14 protein-coding genes are annotated in these 15,436 nt (G+C 72.5%); 3 read left to right on the top strand and 11 right to left on the bottom strand.

What is annotated here, in order from left to right; genetic code table 11:
- Nucleotides 1-32 precede the first annotated feature (32 nt).
- The gene (gene ccrA, locus OG295_RS41210) at nt 33-1,406 is read right to left on the bottom strand and encodes a crotonyl-CoA carboxylase/reductase (RefSeq protein WP_371681553.1); all 1,374 of its coding nucleotides are present in this window, start codon (nt 1,404-1,406) and stop codon (nt 33-35) included.
- 210 nt (nt 1,407-1,616) lie between these two features.
- Here ccrA and OG295_RS41205 point away from each other — a divergent pair, with 210 nt between their 5' ends.
- Nucleotides 1,617-1,931, top strand: a complete 315-nt coding sequence (locus tag OG295_RS41205; protein ID WP_331733528.1) for an antibiotic biosynthesis monooxygenase family protein — start codon at nt 1,617-1,619, stop codon at nt 1,929-1,931.
- Nucleotides 1,932-2,127: 196 nt separating this feature from the next.
- Nucleotides 2,128-3,792: a ribosomal protection-like ABC-F family protein gene (gene abc-f / locus OG295_RS41200; protein WP_331733525.1), complete on the top strand. Its 1,665-nt coding sequence runs from the start codon at nt 2,128-2,130 to the stop codon at nt 3,790-3,792.
- Here abc-f and OG295_RS41195 read toward each other — a convergent pair.
- The 10 genes from OG295_RS41195 to OG295_RS41150 all read right to left on the bottom strand — a co-directional run bounded on the left by OG295_RS41195 (nt 3,782) and on the right by OG295_RS41150 (nt 13,785).
- Entirely contained in the window at nt 3,782-4,777 is a 996-nt protein-coding gene (locus tag OG295_RS41195) for a Gfo/Idh/MocA family oxidoreductase (protein ID WP_331733522.1), read from the bottom strand. The two genes, abc-f and OG295_RS41195, sit on opposite strands and share 11 nt — an antisense overlap.
- Nucleotides 4,778-4,796: 19 nt before the next feature.
- Entirely contained in the window at nt 4,797-6,134 is a 1,338-nt protein-coding gene (locus OG295_RS41190; protein ID WP_371681565.1) for an NDP-hexose 2,3-dehydratase family protein, read from the bottom strand.
- A gap of 82 nt (nt 6,135-6,216) precedes the next feature.
- Nucleotides 6,217-6,993 (bottom strand): alpha/beta fold hydrolase, encoded by a 777-nt coding sequence (locus OG295_RS41185; protein WP_331733515.1) that lies wholly within the window; start codon nt 6,991-6,993, stop codon nt 6,217-6,219.
- Nucleotides 6,990-7,580: a dTDP-4-dehydrorhamnose 3,5-epimerase gene (locus tag OG295_RS41180; protein ID WP_331733513.1), complete on the bottom strand. Its 591-nt coding sequence runs from the start codon at nt 7,578-7,580 to the stop codon at nt 6,990-6,992. The genes OG295_RS41185 and OG295_RS41180 overlap by 4 nt, the downstream gene beginning before the upstream one ends.
- Nucleotides 7,567-8,556 (bottom strand): dTDP-glucose 4,6-dehydratase, encoded by a 990-nt coding sequence (gene rfbB, locus OG295_RS41175; RefSeq protein WP_331733510.1) that lies wholly within the window; start codon nt 8,554-8,556, stop codon nt 7,567-7,569. Before rfbB ends, OG295_RS41180 begins: the two co-directional genes overlap by 14 nt.
- Nucleotides 8,557-8,608: 52 nt before the next feature.
- Entirely contained in the window at nt 8,609-9,574 is a 966-nt protein-coding gene (gene rfbA, locus OG295_RS41170) for a glucose-1-phosphate thymidylyltransferase RfbA (RefSeq protein ID WP_331733507.1), read from the bottom strand.
- On the bottom strand, nt 9,567-10,679 hold the full coding sequence (locus OG295_RS41165) for a DegT/DnrJ/EryC1/StrS family aminotransferase (protein WP_331733704.1): 1,113 nt from the start codon (nt 10,677-10,679) through the stop codon (nt 9,567-9,569). The genes rfbA and OG295_RS41165 overlap by 8 nt, the downstream gene beginning before the upstream one ends.
- 23 nt (nt 10,680-10,702) lie before the next feature.
- Nucleotides 10,703-11,149 (bottom strand): FdtA/QdtA family cupin domain-containing protein, encoded by a 447-nt coding sequence (locus OG295_RS41160; protein ID WP_266845205.1) that lies wholly within the window; start codon nt 11,147-11,149, stop codon nt 10,703-10,705.
- A gap of 47 nt (nt 11,150-11,196) precedes the next feature.
- Entirely contained in the window at nt 11,197-12,450 is a 1,254-nt protein-coding gene (locus tag OG295_RS41155) for a cytochrome P450 (protein ID WP_331733502.1), read from the bottom strand.
- Between the two features lie 108 nt (nt 12,451-12,558).
- On the bottom strand, nt 12,559-13,785 hold the full coding sequence (locus tag OG295_RS41150) for a macrolide family glycosyltransferase (RefSeq protein ID WP_331733499.1): 1,227 nt from the start codon (nt 13,783-13,785) through the stop codon (nt 12,559-12,561).
- 314 nt (nt 13,786-14,099) lie between these two features.
- Between OG295_RS41150 and OG295_RS41145 the strand changes: the two genes are divergently transcribed.
- The gene (locus tag OG295_RS41145; RefSeq protein WP_331733496.1) at nt 14,100-15,311 is read left to right on the top strand and encodes a cytochrome P450; all 1,212 of its coding nucleotides are present in this window, start codon (nt 14,100-14,102) and stop codon (nt 15,309-15,311) included.
- The last annotated feature ends 125 nt before the right edge of the window (nt 15,312-15,436 follow it).

Here is a 15,436-nt window from a genome sequence, read left to right as displayed (position 1 = left end):
GTACCGGCGCCGGGGGTCGCGGCGCGCGGGGGTCAGGCACCGAGGGGGCCACCGCCGGGTCGGAAGCGGTTGATGGCGTCGAGGTGCTGCGCGCGCAGCTCGTGGTCGCGGATGCCGAGGCCCTCCTCGGGGGCGAGGGCGAGGACGCCGACCTTGCCCTGGTGGAGGTTGCGGTGGACGTCGTAGGCGGCCTGCCCGGTGTCTTCCAGGGAGTAGACCTTGGAGAGGGTGGGGTGGATCCTGCCCTTGGCGACCAGGCGGTTGGCTTCCCAGGCTTCGCGGTAGTTGGCGAAGTGCGAGCCGACGATCTTCTTGAGGGACATCCACAGGTAGCGGTTGTCGTACTCGTGCATGTAGCCGGAGGTGGAGGCGCACGTGGTGATGGTGCCGCCCTTGCGGGTGACGTAGACGCTCGCACCGAAGGTCTCGCGGCCGGGGTGCTCGAAGACGATGTCGATGTCCTCGCCGCCGGTCAGCTCGCGGATGCGCTTGCCGAACCGCTTCCACTCCTTGGGGTCCTGGGTGTGCTCGTCCTTCCAGAACCTGTAGCCCTCGGCGTTGCGGTCGATGACCGCCGTGGCGCCCATGGCCCGGCAGATGGCCGCCTTCTCGGGGGAGGAGACGACGCAGATCGGGTTGGCACCGCCGGCCAGCGCGAACTGGGTGGCGTAGGAGCCGAGGCCGCCGCTGGCGCCCCAGATCAGGACGTTGTCGCCCTGCTTCATCCCGGCGCCGTTGCGGGAGACCAGCTGGCGGTACGCGGTCGAGTTGACCAGGCCCGGGGACGCGGCCTCCTCCCAGCTGAGGTGCTCCGGCTTCGGCATCAGCTGGTTCGACTTCACCAGCGCGAGCTCCGCCAGGCCGCCGAAGTTGGTCTCGAAGCCCCAGATCCGCTGCTCCGGGTCGAGCATCGTGTCGTCGTGCCCCTCCGCGGACTCCAGCTCCACCGACAGGCAGTGCGCCACGACCCGGTCGCCGGGGTGCCAGCGGTTGACCCCGGGCCCGGTGCGCAGCACCACACCCGACAGGTCCGAACCCAGCACGTGGTACGGGAGGTCGTGGCGCCTGGTCTGCTCGGACAGGCGGCCGTAGCGCTCCAGGAAGCCGAAGGTCGGCAGCGGCTCGAAGATCGAGCTCCAGACGGTGTTGTAGTTGATGGCGCTCGCCATCACCGCGATCAGGGCCTCGCCCGGACCCGGCTGCGGCGTCGGCACGTCCTGGAGGTGCAGGGACTTGCGCGGGTCCTTCTCCGACGAGGCCATCCCCTCGAACATGTCCGTCTCGTCCCGGCGCACCACGTTGCCCCGGTAGGACGGGGGCAGGGCCAGCGCCGCGAAGTCGGCCGGTGCCGTGTCCTCGGACAGCAGGGCATTGACGATCTCGTCCACGTGAGTTCCCTTGCGCATCGGCGGGGGCGCCGTCGGACCGGCCGGTAACCTCGGCCGTGCGCGCCCCCGGTCTCGGAATGACGACGCGTCCGCGGCCGGCGGGCCGCCGTCTCCGGCAGCCTGGGCGGCGCCGGTCGAGCGCCCTTCGAAGCCGCCTCGACCGGCCTTGCGGACGGTGGAAGGACGCCCGCGCACCCGTCGTACCCGTACCCGTAGAGGAGCGGCCCCATGGTGACCTTCGTCAACAGGCTCGATGTCCACGGCGACCTGTCGGAGTTCCTCGCCGTCAAGACCCGTGCCGCCCGGTTCGTCCGGGCCCAGCCCGGCTGCGTCAGCCACCAGACCCTGCGCCTGGTCGGCCCCGCGAACGTCTACGTCGAGCTGTCCGTCTGGCGGGACGCCGCCGCGCACCGCGCCGCGGTGACCAGCGAGGGCTTCCGGAACCTGTCCCGGGACCTGGCCGAACTGGCCACTCCCGAAACGGCGTTGTACGAGACGGTCACCGACGCCGCCCCCACCGCGGCGGCCGACGCCACCCGCTGACCCCCGCCCCCGCCGCGAGCCCCGCCCCCCGGGACCGGCCGGACTCCAGGCACGGTCCACCGTCGCTCGAGCGACGGTGGAGAAGGTCGAACGGCGACCGGCCGGACCTGGTCGAGGACGAGCCCCGCGGGCAGGTGAAGGCCGGATCCTCGGCGAGGACGCCAACTGTCCCACCCGCACGACCAGGAGCATGTCTATGCGATTGTCCTCACCCACCGCGTCCCGGGTGCACTCCCAGCTCACGCTGGAAGAGGTCACCAAACGCTACGACGACCACGTCGTGCTGGACCGGGTGTCGCTCACCGTCAAACCCGGTGAGAAGGCCGGAGTCATCGGCGACAACGGCTCGGGCAAGTCGACGCTCCTGCGGCTGATCGCGGGCGTCGAGGACACGGACAACGGCGACGTCACCGTGACCGCCCCCGGCGGTGTGGGCCACCTGCCGCAGCGCCTCGAACTGCCCGCCGGAGCGACCGTCCGCGACGTGCTCGACCAGGCGTTCGCGGACCTGCGGGACGTGGAGCGCCGCCTGCACGCGGCCGAGGACGCGCTCGTCGACAACGACCCGAAGCTGCTGGCGGAGTACGGCGACCTCCTCGCCGAGTTCGAGGACCGCGGCGGCTACGAGGCCGACGCCCGGGCGGACGCCGCCCTGCACGGCCTCGGCCTGCCCGGACTCGACCGGGACCGGGCCGTCGACACCCTCTCCGGCGGCGAACGCTCGCGCCTGGCCCTGGCCGCGACCCTCGCCGCCGCCCCCGAGCTGCTGCTCCTCGACGAGCCGACCAACGACCTCGACGACCAGGCCGTCGACTGGCTGGAGAAGCGGCTGCGCGACCACCGCGGAACCGTCGTCGTCATCACCCACGACCGGGCCTTCCTGGAGGCGGTGACCTCCACCATCCTGGAGGTGGACCCCGACACCCACACCGTCAACCGGTACGGCAACGGCTACCAGGGCTACCTCACCGCCAAGGCCGCCGCCCGCGCCCGCTGGGAGCAGGAGTACGAGGACCACCTCCAGGAGATCGCCCGCCAGGAGAAGCTCGCCGAGAACGCGGGCCGGATGCTCGCCGCCATCGCCAAGAAGGGCCCCTGGGCCTTCAGCGGCTCCGAGCACCACCGGGCCCGTTCCTCCTCCTCGGCCACGTCGGGCAAGGCACGCAACGCCAACGAGCGGCTGCGCCGGCTGCGGGAGAACCCGGTGCCCGCGCCGCCCGAGCCGCTGCGGTTCACCGCCTCGCTCGCCCTCGGCGACGACTCGGGCTCCGCCGCCTCCGCCGCCGTCCTCACCGAGGCCCACGGCATCGAGGTGCCCGGCCGGCTGCGCATCGAACACCTCGCCATCGCCCCCGGCGAACGGCTGCTGGTCACCGGACCCAACGGGGCCGGCAAGAGCACCCTGCTGCGGGTCCTCGCCGGGGACCTGGAGCCCGAGGGGGGCACGGTTCGCCGGGCGGCCCACATCGGCTGGCTGCGCCAGGACGAGATGCCCAAGCACCCCCGCCGCTCGGTGCTGGCGGAGTTCGCGGAGGGCCGACCGGGCCACCCCGAGGAGCACGCCGAACAGCTGCTGTCCCTCGGGCTGTTCCGCCCCGCCGAGCTGGAACTGCCCGTCGGGTCCCTGTCGGTGGGCCAGCGGCGGCGCATCGACGTGGCCCGCCTGGTGACCCGCCCGGTGGACCTGCTGCTGCTCGACGAGCCCACCAACCACCTGTCGCCGCTGCTGGTGGAGGAACTCGAAGAGGCCCTGTCCCACTACACGGGCGCCGTGGTCACCGTCACCCACGACCGCCGGATGCGCCGCGGCTTCCGGGGCACCCACCTGGAACTGCGCGACGGGGCCGCCGTCACGCCCTGACGCGCGACGCCGCCCCGCGGATCCCGTCCAGCAGCGCGGCCTGCCGCATCGACTCGGCGTCGAGCAGCGGCAGGCCGCCCCGCGTACGGTCCGGGTCCGCGACGGCGGCGGCGAAGAACCGCAGCACCGCCTCGAAGTGGTCCTCCGCCGGCACGCGCAGCTCGCGCGGCCGCGTGCCCACGACGAGCCGGACGACGGGGACGTGCGCGGGTGCCGTCGTGAAGACGTGCTCCACCGACAGGGAGCCCTCGCTGCCCTGGATCTCGTACCAGGACCGGTAGTGGTGCTCCATGCCGAAGCGCAGCTGGGCCGTGGCCCCGTCCGGGGCGGCCAGCAGGGCCGCACCCGACAGGTCCACCCCGAGGCGGTCGTCGTGGCGCAGCACCGCCCCGGCCACGGACAGGCCCGTGCCGAGGAAGCGCAGGGCGGCGCGCAGCGGGTAGACGCCGCTGTCGAGCAGGGCCCCGCCGCCGAGCGCCGGGTCGTGGCGGGTGTCGCCCTCGGGCCGGGGCGGGATGGTGAACGCCGCGGACACCGAGCGGAGCGTGCCGAGGGTCCCGGCCTCCAGCAGGGCGGCCACCGTCCGCTGGGTGCCGTGGTGCAGGAACATGAAGTTCTCCAGCAGCACCAGGGAACGGGAGCGGGCGAGCGCGTACAGCCGCTCCGCGTCCGCGCCCCGGGTGGCCAGCGGCTTCTCCACGAGGACGTGCTTGCCGGCGCGCAGCGCCCGCTCCGCCCAGGCGGCGTGCAGCATCGTGGGCAGGCACAGGTACACCGCCGTCACGTCCGGGCGGGCCAGCAGTTCCTCGTACGAGGCCACGGGCTCCCCGCCGAAGCGGGCGGCGAACGCGGCGGCCCGGTCCGGGTCGCGGGCGGCGACGGCGGCCAGCGTGAGCGCGGGGGTGCGGGCCAGTGCCGGCAGGGTGCGGCGGGCGGCGATGTCGCCGCAGCCGAGGAGGCCGAGGCGCAGCGGGGTGGGGGACACGGTCCGTCCTCGGGGAGGTTCAGTACAGGGTGTGCGCGCACACCACGAGGGTGCGCAGTTCGACGTCGAGGTGGTTCCCGTACGCCAGCAACTCGGTGAGCTGCGAGAACGTCAGCCAGGCGAAGTCTTCGGGGACGTCCTCGGAGAACTCCTCGCCGACCTCGACGATCGTGTACCGGTTCTCCGCGCGGAGGAAGCGGCCGCCCTCCTCGGACTGCACCGCGTCGTAGCGGATCCGCGTGTCCGGGGCGGCCAGTACGTCGGCGAGGAAGGGCGGGAACGGGGCGCGTCCGGGCCCGGTGTGGTCGGCGGGCCGGCAGTGCACGGTGGGCGCCAGCTCGGCGACGGCGAGGTGGCCGACGTCGACCCGCGCCTGCACCAGGGCGTGCAGGGTCCCCCGGATCGGTTTGACGACCAGCGCCATCAGCCCCGGGACCTGTGGCTGGATCAGGGGCTGCGTCCAGGCGGCGACCTCCCGGTTGCTCGCGGAGATGTCCGCGCCCACGACGCGGAAGCGGCGTCCGCCCGCGTGGCCGATCTCGTCGGCGGTACGCACCCAGCCGTCCTCGGCCACCTCGGCCAGCGGCACCCGGCGCTGGACCAGCTCCCGCTGGGCGCGGATCCCGGTGAGCCAGCTGAGGATCTCCGGGGTGCGCAGTACGGAGGGCGCCGACGGATCGTGGAAGGAGCGCAGCACCGGGCCGGCGGCGGCCCCCTCGGGACCGGCGCCGGAGGTCGGCAGGCAGGCGAGGATGGAGCGGCTGTCCATGTTGACGACGTTGTCCAGGCGCAGCAGCCGCAGCAACTGGCCGTAGGTCAGCCAGCGGAACTCCGGGCCGGTCTCGATGTCCTCGTCGATCTCGACGACCATGTTGCGGTTGCGTTTGCCGAGGAACCAGTCGGCCTGCTCGGACTGGAGGGCGTCCACCAGCACGCGGGCCCGGCCGCGTTCCAGGAAGAGGTCGAGGTGGGGGATGCCGCGGCCGCGGTGCACGCCGGTGAAGTTGCTGCGGGTGGCCTGCACGGTCGGGGAGAGCTGCAGCGTGTTCACGTTGCCCGGCTCCATCTTGGCCTGCATCAGGAAGTGCAGCACGCCGTCGATCTCCCGGGCCACGATGCCCAGCAGGCCGATCTCGGGCTGGACGATGATCGGCTGCTTCCAGCCGCGCACGGGCAGGCCGTCGGCGTGCACGTGCAGGCCCTCCACGGAGAAGAACCGGCCCGACTCGTGCCGCAGGTTGCCGGTCCCCTCCTCGAACGACCAGCCCCGCAGCTCGGCGAACGGCACCCGGGTGACCCGGAAGTCGCCGGCCCGGGTCCGTTCGGCCAGCCACGGGGCGACCCGGTGCACGGGCATGACCGCGCTGTCGGGCGTACGCGCCGACAGCAGCAGGCGGCGTGCGGTGTCCGCCCGGTCGGCGGCCGCCCTGGGCGGGGTCTCAGTGCGCACGGTCCAGCGCCCCCTCGACGATGCTGCGGACGTCCTCGGCACGCTCGGTGAGGAAGAAGTGCCCGCCGGGCAGCACGCACAGCCCGAACGGCCCGTCCACCACCTGCGACCAGCGCAGCGCGTCGTCGACGGAGACGTTGGGGTCCCGGTCGCCGGTCAGCACCGTCACCGGCACCCGTAGCGGCGGTCCCGGGCGGTGCACGTACGCGCCGGCCGCCCGGTAGTCGCCGCGGATCGCGGGCAGCACCATGCGCATCATCTCCTCGTCCTGGAGCAGCGCCGGTTCGGTGCCCTGGAGCCGGGCGATCAGGTCGATCAGCCCCCGGTCGTCCAGCAGGTGGGCGGTGTCGCGGCGGGGCACGGTCGGGGACCGGCGGCCCGACAGGAACAGGTGGACGGGCCGCTCGCCGAGGTCGGCCAGCCGCCGGGCCGTCTCGTAGGCGAGGGTGGCGCCCAGGCTGTGCCCGAACAGCGCGAACGGTTCCCCGGTCCACTGCCGCAGCTCGGGCAGCAGCCCCTCGACGAGTTCCTCGACGCTGGTGGCGCAGGGTTCCGAGCGGCGGTCCTGGCGGCCCGGGTACTGGACGGCGAGCACCTCGACCCCGGCGGGCGCGAGCGCGGTGGCCAGACCCAGGTAGGAGCTGGCCGAGCCCCCGGCGTGCGGGAAGCACACCAGCCGCACGACCGCGGCGTCGAGCGGGCGGTAGCGGCGCAGCCAGGCGTCGCGGACGACGGCCGGGGTGCGGGTGGCGGTGGGCGGGGTCACGGGCGGATCAGCTCCTCGTGGGGTGTGTGGCGGGGCAGCCGGCCGGAGGCCACGACCTCGGCCAGGGAGGGCGCGGCCGCGTCCTTGGGGGAGCGGACCGGGGGCCCGGTCAGGCCCCAGGGCAGGGCCAGTTCGGGGTCCAGCGCGTCGACGTCGACCATCGCCCCCGGCACGTACTCGGCGGCGAGCAGGTAGTTCACGCAGGTGTCGTCCTCCAGCGCGAGGAAGGCGTGCCCGATGCTGCCCGGCATGTACAGGGCGATGCCGTCGCGGGCGTCGAGCCGGGTCATGACGTGCCGGCCGAAGGTGGGGGAGCCGGTGCGCAGGTCCACCATGAAGTCGAGGATCGAGCCGCGTACGCAGGTCACGAGCTTGCCGGCGTCACCGGGCACGTCGTTGCAGTGCACCCCGCGCAGCGTGCCCCGGCGCGACACCGAGTTGTTGACCTGGCGGACGGTGAACGGCAGGCCCGTCTCCTCGGTCAGCCGGCTGTGCCGGGCGGCCTCCCAGAAGTGGCCGCGTTCGTCCTCGAAGCGTTCGGGCACGATCCGGAACGTGCCGGACAGCTCCGTCTCATCGATGCGCAACGTGGCCCGCCTTCAGGGGCTCCCACCAGGCGCGGTGCTCCCGGTACCAGGCGACCGTCTCGGCCAGACCCCGGTCGAAGGGCACCCGGGGCGCGTAGCCGAGCTCGGAGGAGATCTTGTCGATGTCCACCGAGTAGCGGCGGTCGTGCCCGGCCCGGTCCGCGACCCGGCGCAGGGCGCCCGCGTCGCGCCCGCACAGCTCCAGCAGCCGGTCCGTCAGCTCCAGGTTGGTCAGCTCGGTGCCGCCGCCGATGTTGTACACCTCGCCCGGCCGCCCCTTGACGGCGACGAGGGCGATGCCCCGGCAGTGGTCGTCCACGTGCAGCCAGTCGCGGCTGTTGCCGCCGTCCCCGTACAGCGGGACGTCGAGGCCGTCGACCAGGTTGGTGGTGAACAGCGGGATGACCTTCTCCGGGAACTGGTACGGCCCGTAGTTGTTGGAGCAGCGCGTCACGCACACCTCCAGCCCGTGGGTGCGGTGGAAGGCCAGGGCCAGCAGGTCGGAGGAGGCCTTGGAGGCGGCGTAGGGCGAGTTGGGCACGAGGGGGTGGTCCTCGGGCCAGGAGCCCGTCTCGATGGACCCGTAGACCTCGTCGGTGGAGACGTGTACGAACCGGCCGGTGCCCGCCGCGACGGCCGCCTGGAGCAGCGTGGCCGTGCCCAGCACGTTGGTGCGCACGAACTCGGAGGCGTCGGCGATCGACCGGTCCACGTGCGACTCGGCGGCGAAGTGCACCACCAGGTCCGTGTCCGCCATCAGCTCGGCGACCAGCTCCCGGTCGCAGATGTCCCCGTGGACGAACTCCAGCCGGGGGTCTTCGCTCACCGGGTCGAGGTTGGCGAGGTTCCCGGCGTAGGTGAGGGCGTCCAGCACCACCACCTCGCCCTCGCCCAGGTCCGGGTAGGCCCCGGCCAGCAGCTCTCTGACGAAGTGTGAGCCGATGAAGCCCGCACCTCCGGTCACCAGGACGCGCATCTCGAAGGACCTTTCGTGAGGAGGGGAGCGGGCGGGGGCGGGGCGGGGGCGCTCAGGCGGCGGGGGAGTCGGCCGCGGTGCTCGCCGCGGCCCGGCCCGCGAGCTGGCGCACGTAGTTGCCGTAGCTCGAATCGCCGAGTTCGCGGCCGAGCGCGAAGCACTGCTCGTGGCCGATGAACCCCATCCGCAGGGCGATCTCCTCCACGCAGGCGATCCGTTCGCCCTGGCGCTGCTCCAGCAGCTGGACGTACTGGCCGGCCTGGAGCAGCGAGTCGTGCGTGCCCATGTCCAGCCAGGCGAAGCCGCGGCCCAGCTCGTTCAGCCGGGCCCGGCCCTGGGCCAGGTAGACCCGGTTGACGTCGGTGATCTCCAGCTCTCCGCGCGCCGAGGGACGCAGCCCGCGGGCGATCTCCACCACGTCGTTGTCGTACAGGTACAGACCGGTCACGGCCAGGTTGGAGCGCGGCCGGTCGGGCTTCTCCACCAGCGACACCAGCCGCCCGTCGGAGTCCAGTTCGCCCACGCCGTAGCGCTGGGGGTCCTGCACGGGGTAGCCGAACAGCTCGCAGCCGTCCAGGCGCATCGCCGCCTGGTTGATCACCGAGGAGAAGCCGGGGCCGTGGAAGACGTTGTCGCCGAGGATCAGCGCCACCGGACTGTCGCCGATGTGCTCCTCGCCGATCAGGAAGGCCTCCGCGATGCCCCGCGGCTCCTCCTGCTCCGCGTAGCGAAGGTCGATGCCGAGCTGCGAGCCGTCGCCGAGCAGGGCCCGGAACATCTCCAGGTGGTTCGCGGCCGAGATGATCTGGATGTCCCGGATGCCGGCGAGCATCAGCACCGCCAGCGGGTAGTAGATCATCGGCTTGTCGTACACCGGGAGGAGCTGCTTGGACAGTGCCCCCGTCAGCGGCCGCAGCCGGGTGCCGCTGCCGCCCGCGAGGATGATGCCCTTGAGCGGGCGGCGGGCCCCGTGGGCGGCGAGCGCCGACACGGTCGGAAGGGTGGGAACCTCAATCATGGCTGCTCTCCGTGGCGTCACGGACCGCCGTGATGACGGTCTCTACGTCCTTCGCGGTCAGCTGCGGCCCCATGGGCAGGCTCAGCACCTCGGCGGCCAGACGCTCGGAGTGGGGCAGCGGGCCGGTTCCGGTGCCCGCGTAGGCATCGGACCGGTGCACGGCGACCGGGTAGTGGACCAGGTTCTCCACCCCCGCGTCCGTCAGCGCGGTGCGCAGCTCCTCCCGGCGCGGCGTCCGCAGTACGTACTGGTGCCAGACCGGCTCCGCCCACGGGGCGACGGACGGCACGGTCAGGCCCGGCAGGCCGGCGAGGCCCTCGCCGTAGCGCGCGGCGATCTCCCGGCGGCGGGCGTTCCAGGCGTCCAGCCGCGGCAGCTTCACCCGCAGCGCCGCCGCCTGGAGTTCGTCGAGCCGCGAGTTGGTGCCGCGGACCTCGTGGCGGTACTTCTCCCGGGCTCCGTAGTTGCGCAGCAGCCGGATCCGCTCCGCCAGGGCGGCGTCGGAGGTGACCACCGCGCCGCCGTCGCCCAGCGCGCCCAGGTTCTTGCCCGGGTAGAAGCTGAACGCCGCCGCGTACCGGGAGCCGATCCGCCGGCCCCGGTAGCGGGCCCCGTGCGCCTGGGCCGCGTCCTCCACCACCGCGATGCCCCGGGGGGCCGTGACGGCCTCCACGGCGTCGAGGTCCACGGGGTGCCCGTAGGTGTGCACCGGCATGACCGCCCGGGTGCGGTCGGTGATCGCCGCCGCGATCCGGTCGGGATCGATCAGACAGGAGCCGGGCTCCGGCTCCACCGGGACGGGGCGCGCGCCCGTCGCCGACACCGCGAGCCAGGTCGCGACGAAGGTGTGCCCGGGGACGATCACCTCGTCGCCCTCGCCGATCCCGAGCGCCCGCAGCGTCAGCTCCAGGGCGTCCAGCCCGCTGCCGACGCCGACGCAGTGACCGTTCTCGCAGTAGCGGGCGAACTCCTCCTCGAACGCCTCCAGTTCGGGCCCGAGCAGGTAGCGGCCGCTGCGTGTCACCCGCAGCACCGCCGCGTCGAGTTCCTCCTGGAGCCCGTCCAGGGCGTGCAGGTCCCGCAGGTCGTGGAAGGGCACGCGGATCCCGCGCGTCACGGCCGGCGCCGTCACGGCCACCTCCTCGCATCGGCCAGGAAGGCCTCGTAGTCGCGGTGGTAGTCCGACTCGTCGTAGTGCAGCGAGGCCAGGACGACACAGACCGCGCCCTCGGAGAAGCCGCTCAGCTGCCGCCACACCATCGGCCCGATGTACAGGCCCCGGCCGGGGTCGTCCAGGACGTACGACGCCTGCCCGAACCCGTCGTCCACGGTGATCGTGAAACTGCCGTGGACCGCGATGACCAGCTGCTCCAGCTCCCGGTGGGCGTGGCTGCCCCGGGAGGCCCCGGCGTCCGCGTCGTGCAGGTAGTAGACCCGTCTGATCGGGAAGCCGGTCGTCGCCCCGGACTCGACGACCGACAGCTTGCCGCGCTCGTCGTTGTGCTGCTCCAAGTCGATGAAGGCGCAGGGTTTGATCCTGCCCACCTTCGTTTCTGTGGTGGTGCCCACCGCCATGCGCTTCCGCTCCCTCGTTGACCCGCTCCGAACGCGCCGCGGACGTCTCAGCCGCGGACGACGGAGACCGGCAGATGACGCGGGGTCAGCTGGTCGGCCTCGTAGAACTCCGCCTTGTCGTGGTCGACCGAGAACGAGGCGAACGCGTCGAAGGCCAGGTTCAGGAAGACCTTCGCCTCGATCCGCGCCAGGAACGCCCCCAGGCAGTGGTGGATGCCGTGGCCGAACGCCATGTGCTTGTTGGAGCTCCGGTGCACGTCGAAGGTGTCCGGGTCCGGGAACTGCGCCGGGTCCCGGTTGGCGGACGCGCTCCACGCCGTCACCATCTGGCCGGCCTTCATCGGCACGCCCAGCAGGTCGGTGTCCTGCGTCACCAGCCGGAAGATGTTGTTGAACGGGCCGCGGAAGCGCAGCGTCTCCTCGACGGCGGCGGGGATCAGCGAACGGTCGGCGCGCAGCGCCGCCTGCGCCCCGGGGTGGCGGTCCAGCACGATGAACAGGTTGCTCAGCAGCGTGGCGCTGGAGATGTGGCCCGCCGTCAGCAGCAGCGCCACGATGTTGACGATCTCCTCGTCGGTGAGCCGGCGGCCCTCGACCTCGGACTCGATGAGCCCGCTCATCAGGTCGTCCGTCGGCACCGCGCGCTTCTCGGCGATCTTCGCGTACAGGTACGCGGCCCACTCCTTGATGGCGGGGCCCATCGTCTCGGCGAAGTCGTCCGGGAGGTTCGGGTACTCCATGCCCTCGTTGTTGAGGATGACGTCGACCCACTCGCGGAACAGGTCCTGGTCCTCGGCCGGCACCCCGAGCAGCTCGGCGATCACCGTGACCGGCAGCGGGTAGGCGAGGTCCGTGACCACGTCGATGTCGGTACGGTCCCCGAGCCCGTCGAGCAGTTCCCGGGTGATCTCCGCGATCCGCGGCTCCAGGGCCGCCATCCGGCGCGGGGTGAAGGCCTGGCCGACCAGACGGCGCAGCGGGCCGTGCTTGGGCGGGTCGATGCCGCCGAAGGTACCGGGACCCATCAGCAGCGCCAGCTCCTCGGGCACCGGGAAGACCGGCGAGAAGTCGGAGGAGAAGACGAGGGGGTTCGTCGAGACGGTGTTGTAGTCCTCGTACGAGAAGACCTGCCAGGCGAAGCGCGTCGAGTCGTAGAAGACGGGCGCCTCGGCGCGGGCCCGCGCGAACCAGTCCAGCAGCTGCTGTGCGTCGGCGGCCTCGGGCTGTGCCAGCGGGTGCGGGGCCTCTTCCGCCGCGATGGCCTCGGCCGCCTCGGCTGCCTCGGTGGTCTGTGTCGTCATGTCGGCTTCCTCAGCTCGGGTTCAGCAGGGGAGGGGAAGGGAGAAGGGGAGAAGGGGAGAGGGAGGAGGGGAGAAGGGGAGAGGGAGGAGGGGAGGGGCGGTGCCGGGTCAGGCGTCCGCGGGAACGGGTGCCAGCAACCGCTCGATCGCGTCGGCCGCGGCCACCGGGCCGCCCGCGGACTCGATCTCCCGGCGCAGCCGCGCCACGGAGTCCCGCACGTCCGGGTCTCCCGCCACGGCGAGGACCGTCTCGCGGATCCGCTCGGGCGAGACGTCTTTGCGCAGCAGCTTCGCGCCGACGCCCAGCTGCTCGACGCGCGTCGCGGTCGCGTGCAGCTCCGCCATCTGCGGGACCGAGATCACCGGCACGCCCTCGGAGACGGCCTGGAGCACGGTGCTCGTACCGCCGTGGTTGATCATCAGGGCCGCGTGCCGGAGCACCTCGCCCTGCGGCACGAACGTGTGCACCCGGACGTTCTCCGGCACCGGGTCCAGAGCGCCGTCGGGCACACCGCCCGCGTGGGCCATCTCCACGTCCCAGTCCAGGTCCGCGAAGGCCAGCGCACACGCCCGGAAGAACTCGGGCTGGCGGTTGTACAGGGTGCCCAGCGTGATCAGCGCCAGCGGCCGGCCCGTCCGCGGGGCCTCCCAGTCACCGTGGAAGCTGTTCGCGCCCGTGCACGGACCGACGAAGTGGACCTCCTCGCCGAAGGTCTCCCCGGCGTACTGGAACGCCCGCGGCAGGTACACCAGCGCCGGCCCCGAGTGCACGTCGTCCGCGAACTCGCCGATGCCCTTCTCCACGCCGTGTTCCGCCAGCAGCCCAGCGACCACCGCGAACAGCTCGCCCGTCTCGGGGTCCTCCTGCTGCTCCTCGGCGGTGTCCACCGGCGGGTGCAGCGACCAGTGCTCGTTCGCCACGTACGTCGGCGTACTGCGGATGACCGGGATGCCCCACTTCGCCGCCAGGATGTGGCCGCTCCAGAAGGACGACGGGTCGCACACGAACACGTCGGGCCGGTCGTCCGCGAAGTGCTCCTCGAACGAGGGAAGCGTCTGCTGGGTGAGCTCCAGCATCCACTTCATCATGTTCAGGAACTCCTGCTGGTCCGTGTACGACGCCGAGTCCTGCTGCGGCACCATCGTCGCCAGGAACCGGTCCTGGTCCATCGGGTACGACAGGAACTCCGCCCCCGACGCCAGCACCCGCTCGCCGTAGTTCTCGGAGAGCGCGTACGTGACCCGGTGACCGCGCGCGACGAGCTCCCGCGCCACCGACAGCGTCGGATTCACATGACCCGCCGCGGGGAGGATAAAGAAGGCGATATGCGCCATCGGGAGCAGCCTTTCGAATCTTGCACCGAAACAGAATGCGTGGGGCCTGGGCTGTGGCCTGCTGGTCGACCTCACGGAAATTACGGGGGTCGACAGTGCTGGCGCAAGTGCGGACTTGACATAGTGTGAGATCGCTCTTCGCCGTCGCGTGACCCTTCCGGAGTCTCCTCAAAACGACATTGAACGCGACTCAATTCGGGCTTGAATTTCCGGCCCAATTCGGAGTGAGTTGACATAGTCCTCTTACTGTCGGCGGTGTGTCCGCCGTGCGCTGCTGTTGGCTGACAGGGCCCGCGTACAGAGGAGATCCAGCCATGACCTGCCCTCACGCCGCCGCCGGGACCATCCGGACGTACCCCTTCGGCGACCGCGTCGACCTCGAACTCGACCCGGCCTACGCCGCCCTGCGGTCGGCCGATCCCGTCGTGCGCGTCCGCATGCCCTACGGCGGCGACGCCTGGCTCCTCACCCGCCACGCCGACATCAAGAAGGCCTCCGCCGACCCCCGCCTGAGCATGCACGCCGGAGCCGACCGCGACGTCCCCCGCGCCGCACCCCGCACCCTGGACTCCGTCGGCCTCATGGGCATGCCCCCCGAGACCCACGCCCGCCTGCGCCGGCTCGTCTCCCGCGCCTTCACCGCCCGCCGGGTCGCGGCCCTGGGCCCCCGCATCACCGAGATCACCCACCGGCTCATCGACGAACTCGTGGCCGCCGGCGGCCCCGCCGACCTCGTCCAGGGCCTGGCCCTGCCGCTGCCCACCGCCGTCATCTGCGAGATGCTCGGCATCCCCCACGAGGACCGGCACGTCTTCCGCGCCTTCACCGAGGCCCTGATGTCCGCGAGCCGCTACACCGAGGAACAGGTCGCCGCGGCCGCCGAGGAGTACGCCGACTACCTGCGCGGCTACGTCGCACTGCGCCGCGCCCACCCCGAGGACGACCTGCTCAGCGCCCTCATCGAAGCCCACGACGAGGGCGAGGCGCTCAGCGAGGACGAACTCCTCATGCTCACCGGCGGCATGCTCATCGGCGGCCACGAGACCACCGCCGGACAGCTCGCCGGCCACGTGGCGCTCCTCCTCGCCGACCGCACCCGCTACGAGGAACTCTGCGCCCGCCCCGACCTCGTCCCCACCGCCGTCGAGGAACTCCTGCGCGTGGTTCCCCTGTGGTCCAGCGTCGGACCCACCCGGATCGCCACCGAGGACATCGAGATCGGCGGCGTCACCATCCGCGCCGGCGAGGCCGTCATCTACTCCCTCGCCTCCGCCAACCGCGACGAGACCGTCTTCGAGGACGCCGACGCACTCCTCCTGGACCGCGCCGCGAACCCCCACATCGCCTTCGGACAGGGCCCCCACTACTGCCTCGGCGCCCCCCTCGCCCGCGCCGAACTCCAGTGCGCGCTCGAAGCCCTCACCTCCCGCCTCCCCGGACTGCGCCTCGCCGTCCCGGCCCCGGACCTCGCCTGGCACGAGGGCATGCTCGTCCGCGGACTCGTGGAACTGCCCGTCACCTGGTGACCCGGCCGGCATCCGGCACCCGCGCCCCCCTTCCCGCGCGCGGCTCCCGCGGAACACCACCGCGGCCCCTTTCGACTTCATGCGCATTCCCCTCCAGGGGAAGGCGCAGTTCATCCCTGGCCATG

It is taken from the genome of Streptomyces sp. NBC_01276, from assembly GCF_041435355.1.
GTDB lineage: Bacteria > Actinomycetota > Actinomycetes > Streptomycetales > Streptomycetaceae > Streptomyces.
Note: the sequence above shows the minus strand (reverse complement) of the source record. Positions and strands in the feature narration are given on the sequence as shown.